Below are 17,105 nucleotides of genomic sequence, written 5' to 3'. Positions count from 1 at the left end.
TCGCTCAGTCCTTCAGCGCCGCCGCATGGTGCGCGATGTGCTCGCCGATGAAGCTGGCGATGAAGTAGTAGCTGTGGTCGTAGCCGGGCTGCAGGCGCAGGGTCAGCGGATGCCCGGCCGCTTCGCAGGCGGCCTGCAGCAGCTCCGGACGGAGCTGGGTCTCGAGGAACTCGTCGGCGTCGCCCTGGTCGACCAGCAGCGGCAGCCTTTCCTTCGCCGACTTCACCAGTTCGACGGCGTCGTACCGCGACCAGGCGTCGCGGTCATCGCCCAGGTAGGCGCCCAGCGCCTTCTCGCCCCAGGGCACCTGGCTCGGCGCCACGATCGGCGAGAACGCCGACACGCTGCGGTAGCGGCCGGGATTGTTCAGCGCGACGACCAGCGCGCCGTGGCCGCCCATGGAGTGGCCGCTGATCGCGCGGCGGTCGCTGGCGGAGGGATCGGCTTCGACCCAGGCCGGCAGTTCGTCGACGATGTAGTCGTACATGCGGTAGTGCGCCGCCCAGGGATCCTGCGTGGCGTTGACGTAGAAGCCGGCGCCCTTGCCCAGGTCGTAGCCCGGCGCGTCGGCGACGTCGTCGCCGCGCGGGCTGGTGTCGGGCGAAACGATGATGATGCCGTGCTCGGCGGCGTAGCGCTGCGCGCCGGCCTTGGTGATGAAATTCTGCTCGGTGCAGGTCAGGCCCGAGAGCCAGTACAGCACCGGGCACGGTCCCTGCTCCGCCTGCGGCGGGAAGTACACGCCGACGGTCATGTCGCAGTCGAGGATCTCGGAGCGGTGGCGGTAGACATCCTGCCAGCCGCCGAAGCAGGCGCGGTGTTCAAGGCGTTCCATGGCGAATTCTCCGGACGATCAGTGGTTCGGGGGGGAAGGCGCGCATGCGGGTGCGGCGACGCGGCCGCCCTGCATGCGTTCGGATTCGAGCAGCTGCCGTCCACGCGCATGCGGGACGACGGCCACCAGCGCCGCGGCCACGTCGTCCGCGGCGATCGCGCGGACGCGCGCGGGCACCAGCGGGCGCAGCCAGCGGTCCGCGGCCGCGGCCAGGCGCTCGACGCGGCGCGCGGGCTGCCCGAGCGCGGCGCGGTCGCCCAGCAGCAGCGAGGGGCGCGCGATCACCAGCGCATCGATCGGCAGCGCCAGCAGCGCGTTCTCCAGCTCGCCCTTCACCCGGTTGTAGAACAGGTGCGAGCGCGCGTCCGCGCCGGTGGCGCTGACCAGCCCGATGCGTCGTGCGCCGGCGGCCACCGCTGCACGCGCCACGGCCAGGCTGGCATCGAAGTCCACCGCGCGGAACGCCGCGCGGCTGCCCGCGACCCCGATGGTCGTGCCGAGCGCGAGGTAGGCCTCGTCCAGCGGCGGCAGGTCCGGCAGCCGTTCGAAGTCGACCACGTGCAGCTGCAGGCCGCGCGCCTCCATCGCGAGCGGACGGCGCACCAGCGCGTGCACCCGCGCAACGCCGGGATCCGCGCACAGGCGCGCGACCAGCGCGCGACCGACCAGGCCGCTGGCGCCGGCCACGGCGACGTGGCGGCCGCGCGGGGCCTGGCCGTCGTTGTCGTCGCCGGTGCGCACGGCCGCAGGCTCAGTAATGGATCACCGTCCGGATCGACTTGCCTTCGTGCATCAGGTCGAAGGCTTCGTTGATGCGCTCCAGCGGCAGGGTGTGGGTCACGAACGGCGCGAGCTGGATGTCGCCCTTCATCGCGTCCTCCACCATGCCCGGCAGCTCGCTGCGGCCCTTCACCCCGCCGAACGCGGTGCCCAGCCACTTGCGGCCGGTGACCAGCTGGAACGGGCGCGTCGAGATCTCCTTGCCCGCGCCGGCCACGCCGATGATCACGCTCTGGCCCCAGCCACGGTGCGCGCACTCCAGCGCGGCGCGCATCACCTCGACGTTGCCGATGCACTCGAAGCTGTGGTCGACGCCCCAGCCGGTCATCTCCACGATCACCTGCTGGATGGGCCTGTCATGGTCCTTCGGGTTCACGCACTCGGTCGCGCCCATCTGCTGCGCGAGCTCGAACTTCGACGGGTTGGTGTCGATGGCGATGATGCGGCCCGCCTTCGCCTGCTTCGCGCCCTGGATCACCGCCAGGCCGATCGCGCCGAGGCCGAACACGGCCACGCTGTCGCCTTCCTGGACCTTGGCGGTGTTGTGCACCGCGCCGATGCCGGTGGTCACGCCGCAGCCGAGCAGGCAGGTGTGCTCCGGGTTGGCCTCGGGGTTGACCTTGGCCAGCGAGACCTCGGCGACCACGGTGTGCTCGGCGAAGGTCGAGCAGCCCATGTAGTGGTAGACCGGCTGGCCGTTGTAGCTGAAGCGCGTGGTGCCGTCGGGCATCACGCCCTTGCCCTGGGTGGCGCGCACGGCCACGCACAGGTTGGTCTTGCCGCTCTTGCAGAACAGGCACTCGCCGCATTCGGCGGTGTAGAGCGGGATCACGTGGTCACCCGGCTTCACGCTGGTCACGCCCTCGCCCACTTCCACCACGATGCCCGCGCCCTCGTGGCCGAGCACGGCCGGGAACACGCCCTCCGGATCCTCGCCCGAGAGGGTGAACGCGTCGGTGTGGCACAGCGCGGTGTGGGTGATCTTCACCAGCACCTCGCCCTTCTTCGGGCCCTCGAGGTCGAGCTCGACGATCTGCAGCGGCTTGCCGGCTTCGAAGGCGACGGCGGCACGGGTCTTCATGGTCACGACTCCTGGAATGCGATGAATCACTTGAGATAGGAACGGATCAGTCCGGTCATTTCGGCGACGCGCTCCGCGCGCTCCGCGTCGCTGTGCGCGGCCTGCCCGAACTGCTCGCGCAGGTGCGCTTCCAGCACCTCGCTCATCAGCCCGTTGACCGCACCGCGGATGGCGGCGATCTGCTGCAGCACCGGCGCGCAGTCGGCGCCGGATTCCAGCGCGCGGTCGAGCGCATCGCACTGGCCGCGGATGCGGCGGACGCGGGCGAGGACCTTCTTCTTTTCCTCCGGCGAGTGCGGCATGGCGGTGACCGGGAACTATAGTGGGGGATAGTATATGGGACATCCGCCGCGCGTGCGACTCCAGCGCGGCCCGGCGCTAGACTCCGACCATGACGCCCGCCCGGATCCTGTCCGCGACCCTGCTGCTCACGGCCTGCCTGCACGGCTGCGCGAGCGTGCAGGCCCCACCGTCCGCATCCGCGAGCGCAGGCCTGCCCGCGGCCGCCCCGACGCCACGCGGCCAGCCGGGCCCAGCCGATCCGGTGCCGCTGGACCACCTGCCGGCGCTGGCTGGCGACTACTTCCCGCTGGCATCACGGGCCGACGGCCGCACCCACCACGTCTACGTGCGCCTGCCGGAAGGCTACGACGCCTCTTCCGGGCGGACGTATCCCGTGGTCTACCTGCTCGACGGCGACAGCCTGTTCCCGCTGCTCGCGCCGACCCACCTGTTCCTGGGCTACGACGAAGGCCTGCCCGAGGCGATCATCGTCGGCCTGGCCTACGGCGGCTTCGATCCCGCCATCAACAGGCGCAACCTCGACTTCACCGCCGCCGGCGCGGACAGCGCACCCGACCAGGGCGGCGCCGAAGCCCACCACCGCTTCCTGCGCGAACAGCTGCTGCCGGAAGTGGAGCGCCGCTACCGCGCCGATCCCGCGCGTCGCGTCCTCGTCGGCCAGTCGCGCGCCGGCTACTTCGTGCTCTGGTCCGCGGTCCACGACCCCGACCTGTTCTGGGGGCGGATCGCCAGCAACCCCTCGCACGGACCCGCGCGCGAACAGCTGTTCGGCGCGCCTGCCACGCACCGGCGCGACGACCTGCAACTCGTCGTCGCCAGCGGCGCGCGCGACACCGAGGCGCGCGTCCGGCACGCCGCCGAATGGTCGGCGACCTGGCAGCAGCGGCCCGATGCGCCGTGGGACGTCGAGCTGGCGGTGCTGCCGGAAGGCACGCACGCCGCCAGCATCGGCGAGGCCTACCGCCGCGCCATGCTGTGGCTGTTCCGGGACGACATCACGCCCCGGCCCTAGGCGCGGGCGCGCACTGCGCCGCCGGCGGGCATCGCCCATTCGGTGGCCGGCTATCATCGTGGCCGTCTTCGCCCCGGATCGTTCCATGCCCGCGAGAAAACCGGTCGCCCGCCTGCAGATCCGCATCGCCTTCGACTCCGGCCTGGTGGTCGGGCCGGGCAAGGTGGACCTGCTCGAGCACGTGCGCGACACCGGCTCGATCTCGGCCGCCGGGCGCCGGATGAAGATGAGCTACAAGCGGGCCTGGGACCTGATCGACGCCATGAACCGGCACTTCGCCACGCCGGTGGTCGAAACCTCCAAGGGCGGCGCGGGCGGCGGAGGCGCGAAGCTCACCGCCATGGGCGAGGAGGTCATCGAGCGCTACCGCAGGATCCAGGCGCAGGCGGCTGAGGCGGTGGATGCCGAGGCGCGGAGCCTCCATCGCAGGCTGCGCTGAACCCCGCGAGGCGCGGCACGCACGCTGCCACGGCCGTAACAAACCCGGTTCCATACTCGGTCGTCGCGCACCCGGCATCGTCCGGCCACCCGCCCAGCACACCAGCAGGAGCACGCCATGAAGACCTACAACGTCGGCTATCTGATCGGCAGCCTCGCCAGGGAGTCGATCAACCGCAAGCTCGCCAACGCGCTGTTCAAGCTCGCGCCGGAGCAGCTGAAGTTCAAGGAGATCCCGTTCGCGGACCTGCCGCTCTACAGCTACGACTACGACGCCGACTTCCCGCAGGTCGGACGCGACTTCAAGCAGGCGATCGAAGCCTCGGACGCGATCCTGATCGTGACGCCCGAGTACAACCGTTCGATCCCGGGCGCGCTGAAGAACGCGCTGGACTGGGCCAGCCGGCCCTGGGGCAAGAACTCGTTCGCGCACATCCCGTCGGGCGTGATCGGCACCTCGCCCGGCGCCATCGGCACCGCGGTGGGCCAGCAGCACCTGCGCAGCATCCTCGGCTTCCTCAACTCGCCGCAGATGAACTCGCCCGAGGCCTACATCCAGTTCAAGGACGGGATGATCAACGACGCCGGCGAGATCGCCGACGCCGGCACCGCGAAATTCCTCACCGGCTACATGAAGGAGTTCCACGAGTTCATCGCGCGCGTGCAGACGGTGCTGCCGCGCGGGGCCTGACGCACAGCGTGGCCGCGGCGCCGATGGGCCGGAGGCGGGCGCGCAAGTCCTCCGGTTCAGCCCTGGCCCGAGGCCTGCGGCAGCAGCGCGTCGTCGAGTTCGCGGGCGCGCCGGTAGGCCTCGCGTCCACGCAGGCGCCCAGCCCAGGCGGTGAACGCCGGCCGCTCGGGGATCGACTTGAACGCCAGGCCGAAATCGACCTGGCTGCCGACGTAGACGTCGGCGGCGCTGAAACGCTCGCCCAGCAGCCAGGGCGAGGCCGAGGCCGCCGCCTGCTCCAGCGTGTCCATCGCCTGCTCGTAGCTGCCGTAGCCGACGAAGCCGGCCTTTTCCGGAGGCGGCAGCTGGCCCAGGGCCTTGGCGGTCACCGCCGCCTCGACCGGACCGGCGGCGAAGAACATCCAGCGCAGGTAGGGCCCGCGCAGCGGATCGTCGAGCGCCGGCGCCAGGCCGGCCTCCGGGAACGCGTCGGCGAGGTAGGCGCAGATGGCGGCCGTCTCGGTCACGACCACGCCGCGATGCTGCAGGGCCGGCACCTTGCCCATCGGGTTGACCGCCAGGTAGTCGGCGGACTTCATCGACGCGCCGTAGCCCTGGACCACCGTTCGGTACGGGACGCCGAGCTCCTCGAGCATCCAGCGCACGATACGGCCGCGCGACATCGGGTTGGTGTGGAAGACGAGTTCGCTGTCGGCCATGGCGGGCATCCCGGCGTGGTGTGGGACCGACACGGTACTCCCGCGCGCCGGCGTCGCGCGATAGCCGGGGCCGTTCGCCCCCGCCCGGCACGCACCCGCCACGCCGCCCGCCTCAGCCGGTGTTCTGGATCCCCGCGGCGATCCCGTTGACCGTGGCGAACAGCGCCCGCAGCAGGCCCTCGTCCTCGCGCCCGCCCTCGCGCCAGCGCCGCAGCAACTCCACCTGCAGCAGGCTGATCGGGTCGACGTAGGGGTTGCGCAGCCGGATCGACAGGCGCAGGCGGTAGTCATTGGCCAGCAGCCCGTCCTCGCCCTTGATCGCGAGGATGGCGTCGCGCGTGCGCGCGAACTCGGCGGCGATGCGCGGGAAGAACGCGGCGTGCGCGTCGCCGGCCAGCTGCGAGTAGCGCTCGAAGATGGCGAGGTCGGACTTGGCCAGCAGCATCTCGACGTCGTCGAGCATCGCCGCGAAGAAGGGCCAGTCGCGCGCCATCTCCGCCATGGCGTCGAGGCCATGCGCCTGGATGCCGCGCTCCAGCGCGTGCCCGACGCCGTACCAGCCGGTCAGGCCGGAGCGGTTTTGCGACCACGAGAACACCCACGGGATCGCGCGCAGGTTGGCGATGCCGCCGTCGCGCCGGCGCGAGGGCCGCGAACCGATCTGCAGGCGTTCGATCACGTCGACCGGCGTGGCGGCGCGGAAGTAGGCGTCGAAGCCGGGATCGTCGTGCACCAGCGCGCGGTAGCAGGCGCGCGACTCCGCGGCCAGGCCGTCGGCGATCGCGCGCCATGCGCGCACCCGGGGCTCGGCAGGGCGCGGCCGCAGGCTGGCGCGCAGCACCGCACCGGTCATCTGCTCGAGGTTGCGCAGCGCCAGCGCGCGGATGCCGTACTTCCGGTGGATCACCTCGCCCTGCTCGGTCACGCGCATGCGCCCGTCGACGCTGCCGCGCGGCGCGGCGATGATCGCGCGTCCGGTCTTGCCGCCGCCGCGGCTGACCGAGCCGCCGCGACCGTGGAAGAACACCAGGCGCACGCCGGCCTCGCGCGCCAGCCGCATCAGGTCGACCTGCGCACGCTGCAGCGCCCAGCGCGAGGCCATGAGCCCGCTGTCCTTGGCGCTGTCGGAGTAGCCGAGCATGACGATCTGGCGGTCGCCGCGCGCCGCCACGTGGCGGCGGTAGACCGGGTCGTCGAACAGCGCGCGCATCACGCCGGCGGCCGCGTCGAGGTCGTCGACGGTCTCGAACAGCGGGGCGACGTCGAGCGGGACCTCGCCCGTCGCGTCGTCCGCACCGCCCTCCACGCAGCCGGCGATGCGCGCCAGCGCCAGCACCGCCAGCGCATCGGCGGCGCTGCGGCTCATGCTGACGATGTAGGGACCGAAGGCGGCGGCGCCGTAGCGCAAGCGCGCCGAGGCGACCTTGCGGAACACGTCGAGCACGGATGCCGCGGCCCGTGCATCGGGGTCCATGGGCGCCGGATCGGCGATCAGGGCATGCAGCACGTCGAGCCGCTGCGCCAGCGGCTGCGCGGCCCAGTCGTCCACGCCCTGCAGCGCGCCCAGGGCGGCGTCGTGCGCGGCCGAGTCCTGGCGCAGGTCGAGCGCGGCGAGATGGAAGCCGAAGCTCGTCACCCGCCGCCGCAGCCGGCGCAGCGCGAAGCGGCCGGCGTGCTCGCCGCGGTGGGCCGCGAGGCTGGCGTCGATGAGGTCGAGGTCGGCGAGGAAGTCCTCCACGCCGGCGTAGGCTTCCGCGGTGGCGGTGGCGCTGCCGGACCCGTCGCCGGCGCCCGGCCGCCGCCGATCCGCCGCCGTCGCCTCCAGGCGCGCCGACATCAGCTCCAGCAGCTGCCGGTAGGGCATGTCCGCCTGGCGCGCGCGCAGCCGTGCCGCGACCCCGGGCATCGCGTCGCGGTAGTGCGCCAGGCGCGCCTCCACGTCGGCGTCGATGCCGGCGCGGTCGCGCGTCTGCGTCAGCACCTGGCCCAGCGCGCGCAGCTCGTCGCGGTACTGCCCGAGCACCTGCGCGCGCTGCGCGGCCAGCGCCGCTTCGATGGTGGCCGCGCCGACGTTGGGATTGCCGTCCATGTCGCCGCCGACCCAGGTGCCGAAACGCAGCACGTCGGGCAGCGCGATGCGCTCGCCCCAGGCCTGCTCGACCGCATCGGCGAACACTTCGTAGAAGGCCGGCAGCACGCGGAACAGCACGCCCAGGTAGTGGCCGATGTGGTCGACCTCGTCGGTGACGGTGGGCTTGAGCGGCGGCGCTTCCGAGGTCTGCCAGGTGGTGGCCAGCGCCTGGCGGATGCGCGACTCGTCGCTGAGGCGCTCGTCGGGCGTGCGCGTGCGGTCGATGTCGGCCACCAGGCGTTCGACGATCACGCGCTCCTTGGCCAGCAGCGCGCGGCGCACGGCCTCGGTCGGATGCGCGGTGAACACCGGCTCCACCCACAGCCGCGGCAGCAGCGCCTGCAGCTCGTCGAGCGATACGCCATCGGCATGCAGCGCGGCGAGCACCGCCTCGAGCCCACCGGGCTGCGGACCTTCGTCGCTGCGCTGGTGGTCGCGGCGGCGGCGGATGCGGTGCACGCGTTCGGCCAGGTTGATCGCGCCGAACCAGGCCGAGAACGCGCGCACCAGCGCGTCGGCGTTCTCCGGCGTGACCGTGGCCAGCTCCGCCGCAAGCGCATCGACCGGTTCCGCGTTCTCCCGCCGCGCGATCGCGGCGCGTCGCACCGCTTCCACCTGCTGCAGCAGGGCCGGCGACACCTGTTCGGCGAGCATGTCGCCCACCATCGCACCGAGGCGGCGCACGTCGTCGCGCAGCAGCGCATCGGTATCGGCGAAGTCGAGTTGTTCGCGCAGCGGAGTGGTGTCGGCGTCGATGGTCGTCATGGCGACAGCCTACAACGTGCATTCACCGAAATAACCGCGCAAGGCTGCGCAAAATCCTGCCGAAAAATTCACGGTTGGCTTCGGGCCGAAGGCGCCTGATGGGCGCGCCGGATCCCGGCACACACGTGGAGACAGCGACATGCCCACCAACCAGCAGAACGACAAGCAGCAGCAGGGCAAGCAGGCGCCCGGCCAGCAGGACCAGCAGGGTCGCCAGCAAGGCCAGCAAGGCCAGCAGGGTCAGCAGCGGCAGGACCAGGAAGGCCATCGCCAGGACAGGAACCCGCGCGACGATCGCCGCTGACGGATCGATCCGCCCCCACCGCGGCGCCCCCTGGACGGGGGCGTCCTGCTGTTCAGCCTACGCGCGCCCGCAGGTGTCCCGCGCCCGGTATCAGTACGCGAACTCGCGGAACACCCGGTCGATGTCCCCGCCCCACTCGCCGTGGTACAGCGCGAGCTTGCGCTCCGCGGGAGTTTCGTTGGACTGCGCGAACTCGATCAGCGGGTCGAGGAAGTGGCGCTCGTCCTGGTCCTGCTCGTTGCGGCGGTCGCGGCGGGCGAGGCCCGCGGCCGAGATCTCCAGTGCGCGCAGCGCCAGGTCGCGCACTGTGCCTCCGCGGAAGGGCAGCTTCAGCGCCTGCTTCGGCACGCCGTCGCGCAGCGCGTGGCGCTCGGCGAGCGTGAAGTCCTTCACCAGGTCCCAGGCGGCATCCAGCGAGGCGTCGTCGTACAGCAGGCCGACCCAGAACGCCGGCAGCGCGCAGATGCGGTTCCAGGGCCCGCCGTCGGCGCCGCGCATCTCGAGGAACTTCTTCATCCGCACTTCGGGGAAGGCGGTGGTCATGTGGTCGGCCCAGTCCGTCATGGTGGGCAGCGCGCCGGGCAGCGCCGGCAGGCGGCCGTCCATGAAGTCGCGGAAGCTCTGGCCGCTGGCGTCGTGGTACACGCCGTCGCGGTAGCTGAAGTACATCGGCACGTCGAGCAGGTAGTCGACGTAGCGCTCGTAGCCGAAGCCATCCTCGAACACGAAGTCGAGCATGCCGGTGCGGTCGCGATCGGTGTCGGTCCAGATGTGCGAGCGGTAGCTGAGGTAGCCGTTGGGCCGGCCTTCGGTGAACGGCGAGTCAGCGAACAGCGCGGTCGCGATCGGCTGCAGCGCCAGCGACACGCGGAACTTCTTCGCCATGTCGGCTTCGTCGGCGTAGTCCAGGTTGACCTGCACCGTGCAGGTGCGGGTCATCATGTCGAGGCCGAGACCGCCGACCTTCGGCATGTAGGCGCGCATGATCCGGTAGCGGTCCTTCGGCATCCACGGCATGTCCACGCGCGCCCACTTCGGCTGGAAGCCCATGCCCAGGAAGCCCAGGCGCAGGTCGTCGGCGATGGTCTTGAGCTCGAACAGGTGGCTGCCGACTTCGCGGCAGGTGTCGTGGATGGTCTCCAGCGGCGCGCCGGAGAGTTCGAGCTGGCCGGCCGGCTCGAGCGTGACCGAGGCCCCGTCCTTGGTGAGCGCGACCACGCGGCCATGCTCGGACACCGGCTCCCAGCCGTAGCGGGTGAGCCCTTCGAGCAGCACGCCGATGCCGCGCTCGCCGTCGTACTCCGGCGGACGCAGGTCGTCGAGCCGGAAGCCGAACTTCTCGTGCTCGGTGCCGATGCGCCAGTCGGCGCGCGGCTTGGCGCCGGACGCGATGTGGGCGACGAGTTCGTCGCGCGAGCGGATCGGGGTGGCGGGACTGGTACTGGGGCTGGACACGTGGGCCTCGTCGACGCGTGTGGGCAAGGCGACCGGTCGCGTCCCGGCGCTGCAGGCCGCCACTATATCCCGCGCGTCCTCCGCGGCCGGCGACGCCGCCGGGTTGCAGCGTCGCGGCTTTCCATACAATGGCCCGGCCGACGCCCAGGGGAGCACGCCATGCAGCATCCCGAACACCATCGCAGCGCGCGCACCGGCTGGCTGCGCGCGGCCGTGCTGGGTGCCAACGACGGCGTGGTCTCGATCGCCGGCCTCGTGGTCGGCGTGGCCGCCTCCGGCGCCTCCGCGACCGTGATCCTGGCCAGCGGCGTGGCCGGCACCGTGGCCGGGGCGTTCTCGATGGCCGCCGGCGAATACGTGTCGGTGCAATCGCAGGCCGACACCGAGCGCGCCGACCTCGCCCAGGAACGCAAGGCCCTGGCCGAGCAGCCCGCCGAGGAGCTCGCCGAGCTGGCCGGCATCTACCAGGCGCGCGGGCTGGACGCCGCGCTCGCGATGGAGGTCGCCCGCCAGCTCACCGCCCACGACGCGCTGGCCGCGCACGCGCGCGACGAACTCGGCTTCCACGAGGCCGGCCGGCCGCGACCGCTGCAGGCGGCGTGGGCCTCGGCGCTGGCGTTCATGGCCGGGGCCGCGCTGCCGATCGTCAGCGCGGTGGTGGCGCCGCACGCGCAGGTGGTGGCGGTGACCACGGTGGCGACGCTGGTGGGACTGTCGCTCACCGGTGCCACCGCGGCGCGCCTGGGCGGTGCACCGGTCTGGCGCGGCGCGATGCGCGTGGTGTTCTGGGGCGCGGCGGCCATGCTCGCCTCGGGCCTGATCGGCCGCATGTTCGACATCGCCGCCTGAGCGCGGCGCGGCGGACTCAGTCCGGCGCGATCTCCAGCCAGCTGCAGATCACGCCGCGCGCCTGGTCGACGCCCAGCTTCGACTCGCCCGAGAACGCCTGCACGCTCACGGTGTCGCCATAGTCCTTGGCCAGGTCGCGCTTCACCGCCTGCACCGCAGCGGCGGTGGCGCCGCGCGACAGCTTGTCGGCCTTGGTCAGCAGCGCGTGCGCCGGCAGGCCGCGCGTCACCGCATAGCCCAGCATGTGGCGGTCGTAGTCCTTCAGCGGATGGCGGATGTCCATCACCACCACCAGCCCGCGCAGGGCCTGTCGGTTCTGGAAGTACTTGTCGAGGAAGGCCTGCCAGTGCGCCTTGAGGTCCAGCGGCACCTTGGCGTAGCCGTAGCCGGGCAGGTCGACCAGGAACCGGTTCTCGTGCTGCGGCAGCTCGAAGTACACCAGCTGCTGGGTCCGGCCGGGCGTCTTCGACACCCGCGCCAGGGCGTTCTGCTGGCACAGGGCGTTGAGCGCGCTGGATTTTCCGGCGTTGGAGCGACCCGCGAACGCGACTTCGAAGCCGCCGTCGGGCGGCAGCTGGCGGGGAGTGTGCGCCGCCAGCATGTACTGGGCGCGGGCAAGGGGATTGGCCATGACGCACAGGATCGCACGGAAGCTCCCGCAGGCGGGTTTGACCGTCCCGAGGCCCGGGCCGGATAATGACGGGCCTTGCGACCGGGTCTGCCCGGTATCCCGATCCCCGGAGTCCAGCCAGATGCGTCACGCCCGCAGCTACCTCCTCGCCGGTTTCGCCGCCTTCGCGGTCGGCGCCGTCGCCTTCGCCCAGACCACGGTCGCGCCGCTGGAGGAAGCCGAGCCGGTCGAGACCCTGCCGCTGGAGTCCGTCGACGCGCTGGCCGAGCTGGCGAAGACCAAGCCCGGCAACGCCCAGAACGGCGCCACCCTGGCCGGCACCTGCGCCGCCTGCCACGGCCTGGACGGCAAGAGCACCATCCCCGAGATCTATCCGAACATCGGCGGCCAGAGCGAGGCCTACCTGGCCCGCCAGCTGGCGCTGTTCAAGAGCGGCGAGCGCGCGAACGCGATCATGCAGCCCTTCGCCTCGATGCTGTCGGCGCAGGACATGCGCGACGTCGGCGCCCACTTCGCCACCCAGGCGAAGTCGGCCGGCATCGCCGACGACACCCTGGTCGCCGAAGGCCGCTACGAAGGCATGAAGTTCTACGAGATCGGCCAGCAGCTGTTCCGCCAGGGCGATTTCGAACGCGGCATCCCGGCCTGCATGGCCTGCCACGGCCCCAGCGGCGGTGGCAACCCGGGCCCGGCCTACCCGCTCGTCGGCGGCCAGCAGTCCTGGTACACCGCGCGGCGCCTGCAGGAGTACCGCGCCGGCACCACCACCGAGCGCGACACCGGCATGTTCGACATCATGGCCTCGATCGCCAGCCAGCTGACCGACGAAGAGATCGGCGCCCTGTCGAGCTACATGCAGGGCCTGCACCAGCGTCCCGACGCCGCCACCCTGGCCGCGATCGCCGCGATGCCGGCGGCTGCCCCCGCGCCGGCCGCCGAGGCCGCGCCGGCCGACGCCGCCGCCGAAGGCACCGCGCCGGCCGAAGGGACGGACGCCGTGGAAGGCACCGAAGGCACCGAGGGCGCCGCGCCGGCCCCGGCCGAAGACGCCACCGCCCCGGCGACGGACGTCCAGCAGGCCCCGTGACCCAGGTCCGGCGGCCGTCCACCGGCGCCCTGCACAATGCGTGATCCGCAGCGCCGGCCAGGCTCCCCTGCCGGCGCTTTTGTTTCCGTCGAGGCTCCCTGCCGATGATCCAGCGACTGTCCACCGCCCTGCTCGTCCTCGCCTTCGCCGCCCTGGCGTGGCTGCCCGCGGCCGCGCGCGCCGGCGACGGCCTGGTCGAGGGCCACGACTACGTGGTGATTCCCGGCGGACAGCCGCTGAAGTTCGAACCCGGCAAGGTCGAAGTGGTGGAGGTGTTCGCCTACTGGTGCCACGCCTGCAACGACTTCCAGCCGATGGTCGGCCGCTGGCAGCGCGACCTGCCCGCCGACGTCGCCTTCCGCTACCTGCCCGGCGCGTTCACGCAGAACGACGTCGGCGCGCGCGCATACTTCGCCGCGGAATCGCTGGGCGCGCTGTCGAAGACGCATGAACCCACCTTCCGCGCCATCCACGTCGAGCAGTCGCTGCCGGCGCGCGGCGCCTCGGTGGACGAATACGCCGCGCTGTACGCCGGCTTCGGCCTCGACCGCGCGCAGGTGCTCGCGGCGATGCGTTCGCCGGAGACCGACGCACGCATGGAAGCCGCGCGCGACTTCATGATGGCGTCGGGCGTGGAGGCCACGCCGACGATGATCGTGAACGGCCGCTACCGCGTCATCGGCCGCAGCTACGGCGACCTGCTCCGCATTACCGACCTGCTGGTCGCGCGCGAGCGCGCTGCCGGCACCCGCTGATTCCCGCATCCGCAACACAACGAGTGCACACCATGACCAAGCGCCTCCTCGCCCCCCTGCTCCTGAGCCTGATGCTCGTCGCCTGCGGCGGCGGCGAAACGCCCGCGACGCCCGACGCCGCGCCGGCCCCGGCGGCCCCCGCCGAAGCCACCGCCCCGGTGGCCGACGAGCCCGCCGACACCGCCGCGCCCGCCGTCGACGGCAGCGAGGCCCCGGCCGCCGAAGCCACCGAGGGCGCCCCGGCTCCGGCCGCGGCCGACCCCGCCGCCGACGAAGCCGCGATCGCCGCCGCCACGCAGGCCGCCGCCCAGGGCCCGGCCCTGGTGCCCGGCACCGACTACGTCGAGATCCCCGGCGGCCAGCCCTTCGCCCCGCTCAACGGCCAGGTGGAAGTGGTCGAGGTGTTCGCCTATTCCTGCGGCCACTGCGCGGCGTTCGACCCGCTGGTCGGCGCCTGGAAGAAGCGCCTGCCGTCCGACGTCCGCTTCACCATGCTGCCGGCCGCCTTCAGCGACCAGGACAACTTCGGCCCGGCCTTCTTCGCCGCCGAGGCCAACGGCGTGATCGACCGCGTGCACACCCCCCTGTTCAACGCCATGCACATCGAGCGCAGCCTGCGCCCGAACGCCAGCGCCGACGAGATCATCGCCGTCATGGCCAAGCACGGCGCCAACGCCGCCCAGCTCAAGGGCACCATCGACAGCTTCGCGGTGAAGGCCCAGATCGCGCGCACCCGGCAGTTCATGGCGCGCAGCGGCATCGACGCCACCCCGACCGTGATCGTCAACGGCAAGTACCGCGTGCGCGGCCGCACCCTCGAGGATATCCTGCGCATCACCGACCAGCTGATCGTGCGCGAGCGCGCCGCGACCCAGGCCGGTGGCAGCCTCTGACCCCGGCATCCGGGCGCGGGCCGACGCGGCCGCGCCCGACCCCGCTGCCGGCGCCGACGGCGTCGCGCAGCGGCTGAAGCTGCTCAGCGCCAACATCCAGGCCGGCTCGAGCACCCGCCGCTACAGCGACTACGCCACCCGCAGCTGGTCGCACGTGCTGCCGATGGGCAACAAGCGCGGCATGCTGGACGCCATTGCCAAGCTGGCCGGCCGCCACGACATCGTCGGCCTGCAGGAGGCCGATCCCGGCAGCTGGCGCTCCGGCTTCACCAACCAGACCCACTATCTGGCCGAACGCGGCGGCTTCGACTACTGGACCCACCAGCCCAACCGCCGCGTGGGCCAGTTCGCCTCCAGCGCCAACGGCCTGCTGAGCAAGTTCGAGCCGCTGGACATCGCCGTGCACTCCCTGCCCGGCCGCATCTCCGGCCGCGGCGTGCTGGTGGCGAGGTTCGGCGAGGGCGACGACGGCCTGACCATCGCCGTGGCCCACCTGTCGCTGGGCGCGCAGTCGCGGGCTTCGCAGCTGTCGTTCATCGCCGAACTGCTGGCCGACACCCCGCACGCCGTGCTGATGGGCGACTTCAACTGCACCGTCGACCGCCCCGAGATGGCCAGCCTGTTCCGCCAGACCCGCCTGCAGCCGCCGGCGTGCATGGTGCACACCTTCCCGAGCTGGAAGCCGCAAAAGGCAATCGACCACATCCTGGTGAGCGACGGCCTCGGCTGCCGCGACATGCAGGCCTTTCCGGCCGCGTTCTCGGACCACCTGGCGCTGTCGGTGGAGCTCGACGTGCCGCCCGCCGCCCTCAAACGCTGAGCCCATGCCCAAGTCCACCGTCGTCAAGGCCGAACTGCAGATCAGCGACATGGATCGGCACTACTACGCCACCCACAACCTGGTGCTGGCCCAGCACCCGTCGGAAACCGACGAGCGCCTGATGGTGCGGCTGCTGGCCTTCGCCCTGTACGCCGACGAACGCCTGGAGTTCGGCCGCGGCCTGAGCGACGAGGACGAGCCGGCGCTGTGGAAGCGCGACTACACCGGCGACGTCGAACTGTGGATCGAGCTCGGGCACCCCGATGAATCCCGCATCCGCAAGGCCAGCGCGCGTGCCCGCCAGGTGGTGGTGCTGAACTATGGCGGCCGCGCCTCGGACATCTGGTGGGAGAAGAACGCCGCAACCCTGTCGCGGCTGAAGAACCTCACCGTGCTGGCGCTGCCGGCCGACGTGCCGGAGCAGCTGGCCGCCCTGGGCGAGCGCGGCATGCGCCTGAACGTGCTGGTGCAGGACGGCGAGCTACAGCTGATGGGCGACCGCGGCAGCCTGGCGGTGCGGCCGGACGTACGCATCGCCGCCTGAGCCGGGCTACCCTCACGGCTCGATCCGAAGGAGCCGCCCCGCATGACCCACCGCCTGAGCCGCGCCGCCGCGGCGCTTGCCTGCCTGTTCGCACTCGCTGCCTGCGGCAAGGCCCCGCCGCCCTACACCGGCGGTGACGTCGGCGAATTCCAGCGCATCGACGTCGTCGAAGGCCGCGGTGACCCCGCCAAAGCCGGCGATGAAGTCAGCGTGCACTACACGGGCTGGCTGTACGACGCGAAGGCCGCCGACAGGCGCGGCGCTAAATTCGACAGCTCCGTGGACCGCGGACAGCCGTTCGTCTTCATGCTGGGCGCGGGCAGGGTGATCCGGGGATGGGACGAAGGCGTGGCCGGGATGCGGGTGGGCGGCAAGCGCGAACTGCTGATCCCGGCGGATCTGGGCTATGGCAAAAAAGGCGCGGGCGGCGTGATCCCGCCGGGGGCCTCGCTGGTGTTCGAGGTGGAGTTGTTGGATATTCGTCGGTAAGCGGCGGGACCAGGGGCTGCGGGATTCGGGGCCTGCTGGCGTGCCAGGTGCATACCGGCAGTTTCGGGGCGGTAAGCGTTACCGCTTCATTTCCGGGCTTTTGTCCGACAACATCTCTTTTACCGCCTCATTTTTGAGGCTTACTTAGTGTTAGGCCGCTCATCATGCGCTCTCGAACATTTGCAACTGCTCTTCTGGCTCTGCTACTGAGTGCCTGTGGATCATGCGGGTGCAAAGAGGAAGCGTTAGCTCTTGCCAAGGGTTTGTCGCAAGAGAGACTTACGCAGGTTTACCAAGACATGGAGGACCTTGGACTCGGTAGTCCGGATATGAAGTTCCTCGACGGTGCTGACCAATCAGCGGCCTTCTCGGATCTTCGGCCAATGGGCATCGTTCTGGACGGAGGCCGGGGGCGGATACATCTTGCAGGCTGTGGGGACGATAAGGTCACTCTCCTTGTTCAGCCTCGGACAGTGGACGGTGGCAAAGACATTTTGCTGCTACCTGGCGGGACAATGGATCCGGTCGTGCTGTGGCAGTCGCG

At 71.5% G+C, this 17,105-nt stretch carries 18 protein-coding genes and 1 pseudogene; 11 read left to right on the top strand and 8 right to left on the bottom strand.

What is annotated here, in order from left to right; genetic code table 11:
- Nucleotides 1–4 precede the first annotated feature (4 nt).
- From fghA to frmR, 4 genes are read right to left on the bottom strand one after another with little or no spacing between them, the layout of a single operon-like run.
- Complete coding sequence (fghA, locus tag H9645_RS06700; RefSeq protein WP_191728921.1) at nt 5–835, bottom strand: S-formylglutathione hydrolase; 831 nt, start codon at nt 833–835, stop codon at nt 5–7.
- Nucleotides 836–853: 18 nt separating this feature from the next.
- A complete protein-coding gene (locus H9645_RS06695) occupies nt 854–1,576 on the bottom strand; it encodes an NAD(P)H-binding protein (protein ID WP_191728920.1) in 723 nt (240 codons plus the stop codon).
- 10 nt (nt 1,577–1,586) lie between these two features.
- Nucleotides 1,587–2,696, bottom strand: coding sequence for an S-(hydroxymethyl)glutathione dehydrogenase/class III alcohol dehydrogenase (locus H9645_RS06690; RefSeq protein WP_191728919.1), 1,110 nt, complete (start codon nt 2,694–2,696; stop codon nt 1,587–1,589).
- 26 nt (nt 2,697–2,722) lie between these two features.
- Nucleotides 2,723–2,998, bottom strand: a complete 276-nt coding sequence (gene frmR, locus H9645_RS06685; RefSeq protein WP_191728918.1) for a formaldehyde-responsive transcriptional repressor FrmR — start codon at nt 2,996–2,998, stop codon at nt 2,723–2,725.
- Nucleotides 2,999–3,087: 89 nt separating this feature from the next.
- Between frmR and H9645_RS06680 the strand changes: the two genes are divergently transcribed.
- The 3 genes from H9645_RS06680 to H9645_RS06670 all read left to right on the top strand — a co-directional run bounded on the left by H9645_RS06680 (nt 3,088) and on the right by H9645_RS06670 (nt 5,140).
- Entirely contained in the window at nt 3,088–4,011 is a 924-nt protein-coding gene (locus H9645_RS06680; protein ID WP_191728917.1) for an alpha/beta hydrolase, read from the top strand.
- 85 nt (nt 4,012–4,096) lie between these two features.
- Nucleotides 4,097–4,450, top strand: coding sequence for a winged helix-turn-helix domain-containing protein (locus H9645_RS06675; protein WP_191728916.1), 354 nt, complete (start codon nt 4,097–4,099; stop codon nt 4,448–4,450).
- Nucleotides 4,451–4,567: 117 nt separating this feature from the next.
- Nucleotides 4,568–5,140 carry an NADPH-dependent FMN reductase gene (locus H9645_RS06670; RefSeq protein ID WP_191728915.1) on the top strand — a complete coding sequence of 191 codons (573 nt, stop codon included), beginning with the start codon at nt 4,568–4,570 and terminating at the stop codon, nt 5,138–5,140.
- A 56-nt stretch (nt 5,141–5,196) separates the two neighbouring features.
- Here the strand turns inward: H9645_RS06670 and H9645_RS06665 are convergent, their stop codons facing one another.
- Nucleotides 5,197–5,838 carry a glutathione S-transferase family protein gene (locus tag H9645_RS06665; RefSeq protein WP_191728914.1) on the bottom strand — a complete coding sequence of 214 codons (642 nt, stop codon included), beginning with the start codon at nt 5,836–5,838 and terminating at the stop codon, nt 5,197–5,199.
- 112 nt (nt 5,839–5,950) lie between these two features.
- Nucleotides 5,951–8,734, bottom strand: a complete 2,784-nt coding sequence (gene ppc, locus H9645_RS06660) for a phosphoenolpyruvate carboxylase (RefSeq protein ID WP_191728913.1) — start codon at nt 8,732–8,734, stop codon at nt 5,951–5,953.
- 139 nt (nt 8,735–8,873) lie between these two features.
- Between ppc and H9645_RS06655 the strand changes: the two genes are divergently transcribed.
- Complete coding sequence (locus H9645_RS06655; protein ID WP_191728912.1) at nt 8,874–9,038, top strand: hypothetical protein; 165 nt, start codon at nt 8,874–8,876, stop codon at nt 9,036–9,038.
- A 90-nt stretch (nt 9,039–9,128) separates the two neighbouring features.
- Here H9645_RS06655 and H9645_RS06650 read toward each other — a convergent pair whose 3' ends face one another.
- Nucleotides 9,129–10,493, bottom strand: coding sequence for a glutamate--cysteine ligase (locus tag H9645_RS06650; protein ID WP_191728911.1), 1,365 nt, complete (start codon nt 10,491–10,493; stop codon nt 9,129–9,131).
- A gap of 159 nt (nt 10,494–10,652) precedes the next feature.
- Between H9645_RS06650 and H9645_RS06645 the strand changes: the two genes are divergently transcribed.
- The gene (locus H9645_RS06645; RefSeq protein WP_191728910.1) at nt 10,653–11,342 is read left to right on the top strand and encodes a VIT1/CCC1 transporter family protein; all 690 of its coding nucleotides are present in this window, start codon (nt 10,653–10,655) and stop codon (nt 11,340–11,342) included.
- Nucleotides 11,343–11,358: 16 nt separating this feature from the next.
- Here H9645_RS06645 and yihA read toward each other — a convergent pair whose 3' ends face one another.
- Entirely contained in the window at nt 11,359–11,973 is a 615-nt protein-coding gene (gene yihA / locus H9645_RS06640; RefSeq protein WP_191728909.1) for a ribosome biogenesis GTP-binding protein YihA/YsxC, read from the bottom strand.
- 121 nt (nt 11,974–12,094) lie between these two features.
- On the opposite strand from yihA, the pseudogene H9645_RS06635 reads away from it, so the two are divergent.
- From H9645_RS06635 to H9645_RS06610, 6 genes and pseudogenes are all read left to right on the top strand, one after another.
- Nucleotides 12,095–12,901, top strand: a pseudogene (locus tag H9645_RS06635) (c-type cytochrome); the annotation flags it as partial.
- A gap of 263 nt (nt 12,902–13,164) precedes the next feature.
- On the top strand, nt 13,165–13,815 hold the full coding sequence (locus tag H9645_RS06630) for a thiol:disulfide interchange protein DsbA/DsbL (RefSeq protein WP_191728907.1): 651 nt from the start codon (nt 13,165–13,167) through the stop codon (nt 13,813–13,815).
- A 32-nt stretch (nt 13,816–13,847) separates the two neighbouring features.
- Nucleotides 13,848–14,708 carry a thiol:disulfide interchange protein DsbA/DsbL gene (locus H9645_RS06625; protein ID WP_191728906.1) on the top strand — a complete coding sequence of 287 codons (861 nt, stop codon included), beginning with the start codon at nt 13,848–13,850 and terminating at the stop codon, nt 14,706–14,708.
- 79 nt (nt 14,709–14,787) lie between these two features.
- The gene (locus tag H9645_RS06620) at nt 14,788–15,528 is read left to right on the top strand and encodes an endonuclease/exonuclease/phosphatase family protein (RefSeq protein ID WP_191728989.1); all 741 of its coding nucleotides are present in this window, start codon (nt 14,788–14,790) and stop codon (nt 15,526–15,528) included.
- A 4-nt stretch (nt 15,529–15,532) separates the two neighbouring features.
- Nucleotides 15,533–16,072, top strand: a complete 540-nt coding sequence (locus H9645_RS06615) for a YaeQ family protein (protein WP_191728905.1) — start codon at nt 15,533–15,535, stop codon at nt 16,070–16,072.
- A 42-nt stretch (nt 16,073–16,114) separates the two neighbouring features.
- Nucleotides 16,115–16,561 (top strand): FKBP-type peptidyl-prolyl cis-trans isomerase, encoded by a 447-nt coding sequence (locus tag H9645_RS06610; protein ID WP_191728904.1) that lies wholly within the window; start codon nt 16,115–16,117, stop codon nt 16,559–16,561.
- The last annotated feature ends 544 nt before the right edge of the window (nt 16,562–17,105 follow it).

The organism is Luteimonas colneyensis (assembly GCF_014836665.1).
Lineage (GTDB): Bacteria > Pseudomonadota > Gammaproteobacteria > Xanthomonadales > Xanthomonadaceae > Luteimonas > Luteimonas colneyensis.
This window is presented reverse-complemented; position numbering and strand designations above follow the sequence as displayed.

Bases quoted from the DNA above. Each gene is read 5' to 3' on its own strand.
- fghA (WP_191728921.1), bottom strand. From the start codon at position 835: ATGGAACGCCTTGAACACCGCGCCTGCTTCGGCGGCTGGCAGGATGTC.
- H9645_RS06690 (WP_191728919.1), bottom strand. From the start codon at position 2,696: ATGAAGACCCGTGCCGCCGTCGCCTTCGAAGCCGGCAAGCCGCTGCAG.
- H9645_RS06610 (WP_191728904.1), top strand. From the start codon at position 16,115: ATGACCCACCGCCTGAGCCGCGCCGCCGCGGCGCTTGCCTGCCTGTTC.
- H9645_RS06615 (WP_191728905.1), top strand. From the start codon at position 15,533: ATGCCCAAGTCCACCGTCGTCAAGGCCGAACTGCAGATCAGCGACATG.
- H9645_RS06670 (WP_191728915.1), top strand. From the start codon at position 4,568: ATGAAGACCTACAACGTCGGCTATCTGATCGGCAGCCTCGCCAGGGAG.
- H9645_RS06655 (WP_191728912.1), top strand. From the start codon at position 8,874: ATGCCCACCAACCAGCAGAACGACAAGCAGCAGCAGGGCAAGCAGGCG.
- H9645_RS06675 (WP_191728916.1), top strand. From the start codon at position 4,097: ATGCCCGCGAGAAAACCGGTCGCCCGCCTGCAGATCCGCATCGCCTTC.
- H9645_RS06630 (WP_191728907.1), top strand. From the start codon at position 13,165: ATGATCCAGCGACTGTCCACCGCCCTGCTCGTCCTCGCCTTCGCCGCC.
- H9645_RS06645 (WP_191728910.1), top strand. From the start codon at position 10,653: ATGCAGCATCCCGAACACCATCGCAGCGCGCGCACCGGCTGGCTGCGC.
- frmR (WP_191728918.1), bottom strand. From the start codon at position 2,998: ATGCCGCACTCGCCGGAGGAAAAGAAGAAGGTCCTCGCCCGCGTCCGC.
- yihA (WP_191728909.1), bottom strand. From the start codon at position 11,973: ATGGCCAATCCCCTTGCCCGCGCCCAGTACATGCTGGCGGCGCACACT.
- H9645_RS06680 (WP_191728917.1), top strand. From the start codon at position 3,088: ATGACGCCCGCCCGGATCCTGTCCGCGACCCTGCTGCTCACGGCCTGC.
- ppc (WP_191728913.1), bottom strand. From the start codon at position 8,734: ATGACGACCATCGACGCCGACACCACTCCGCTGCGCGAACAACTCGAC.
- H9645_RS06665 (WP_191728914.1), bottom strand. From the start codon at position 5,838: ATGGCCGACAGCGAACTCGTCTTCCACACCAACCCGATGTCGCGCGGC.
- H9645_RS06625 (WP_191728906.1), top strand. From the start codon at position 13,848: ATGACCAAGCGCCTCCTCGCCCCCCTGCTCCTGAGCCTGATGCTCGTC.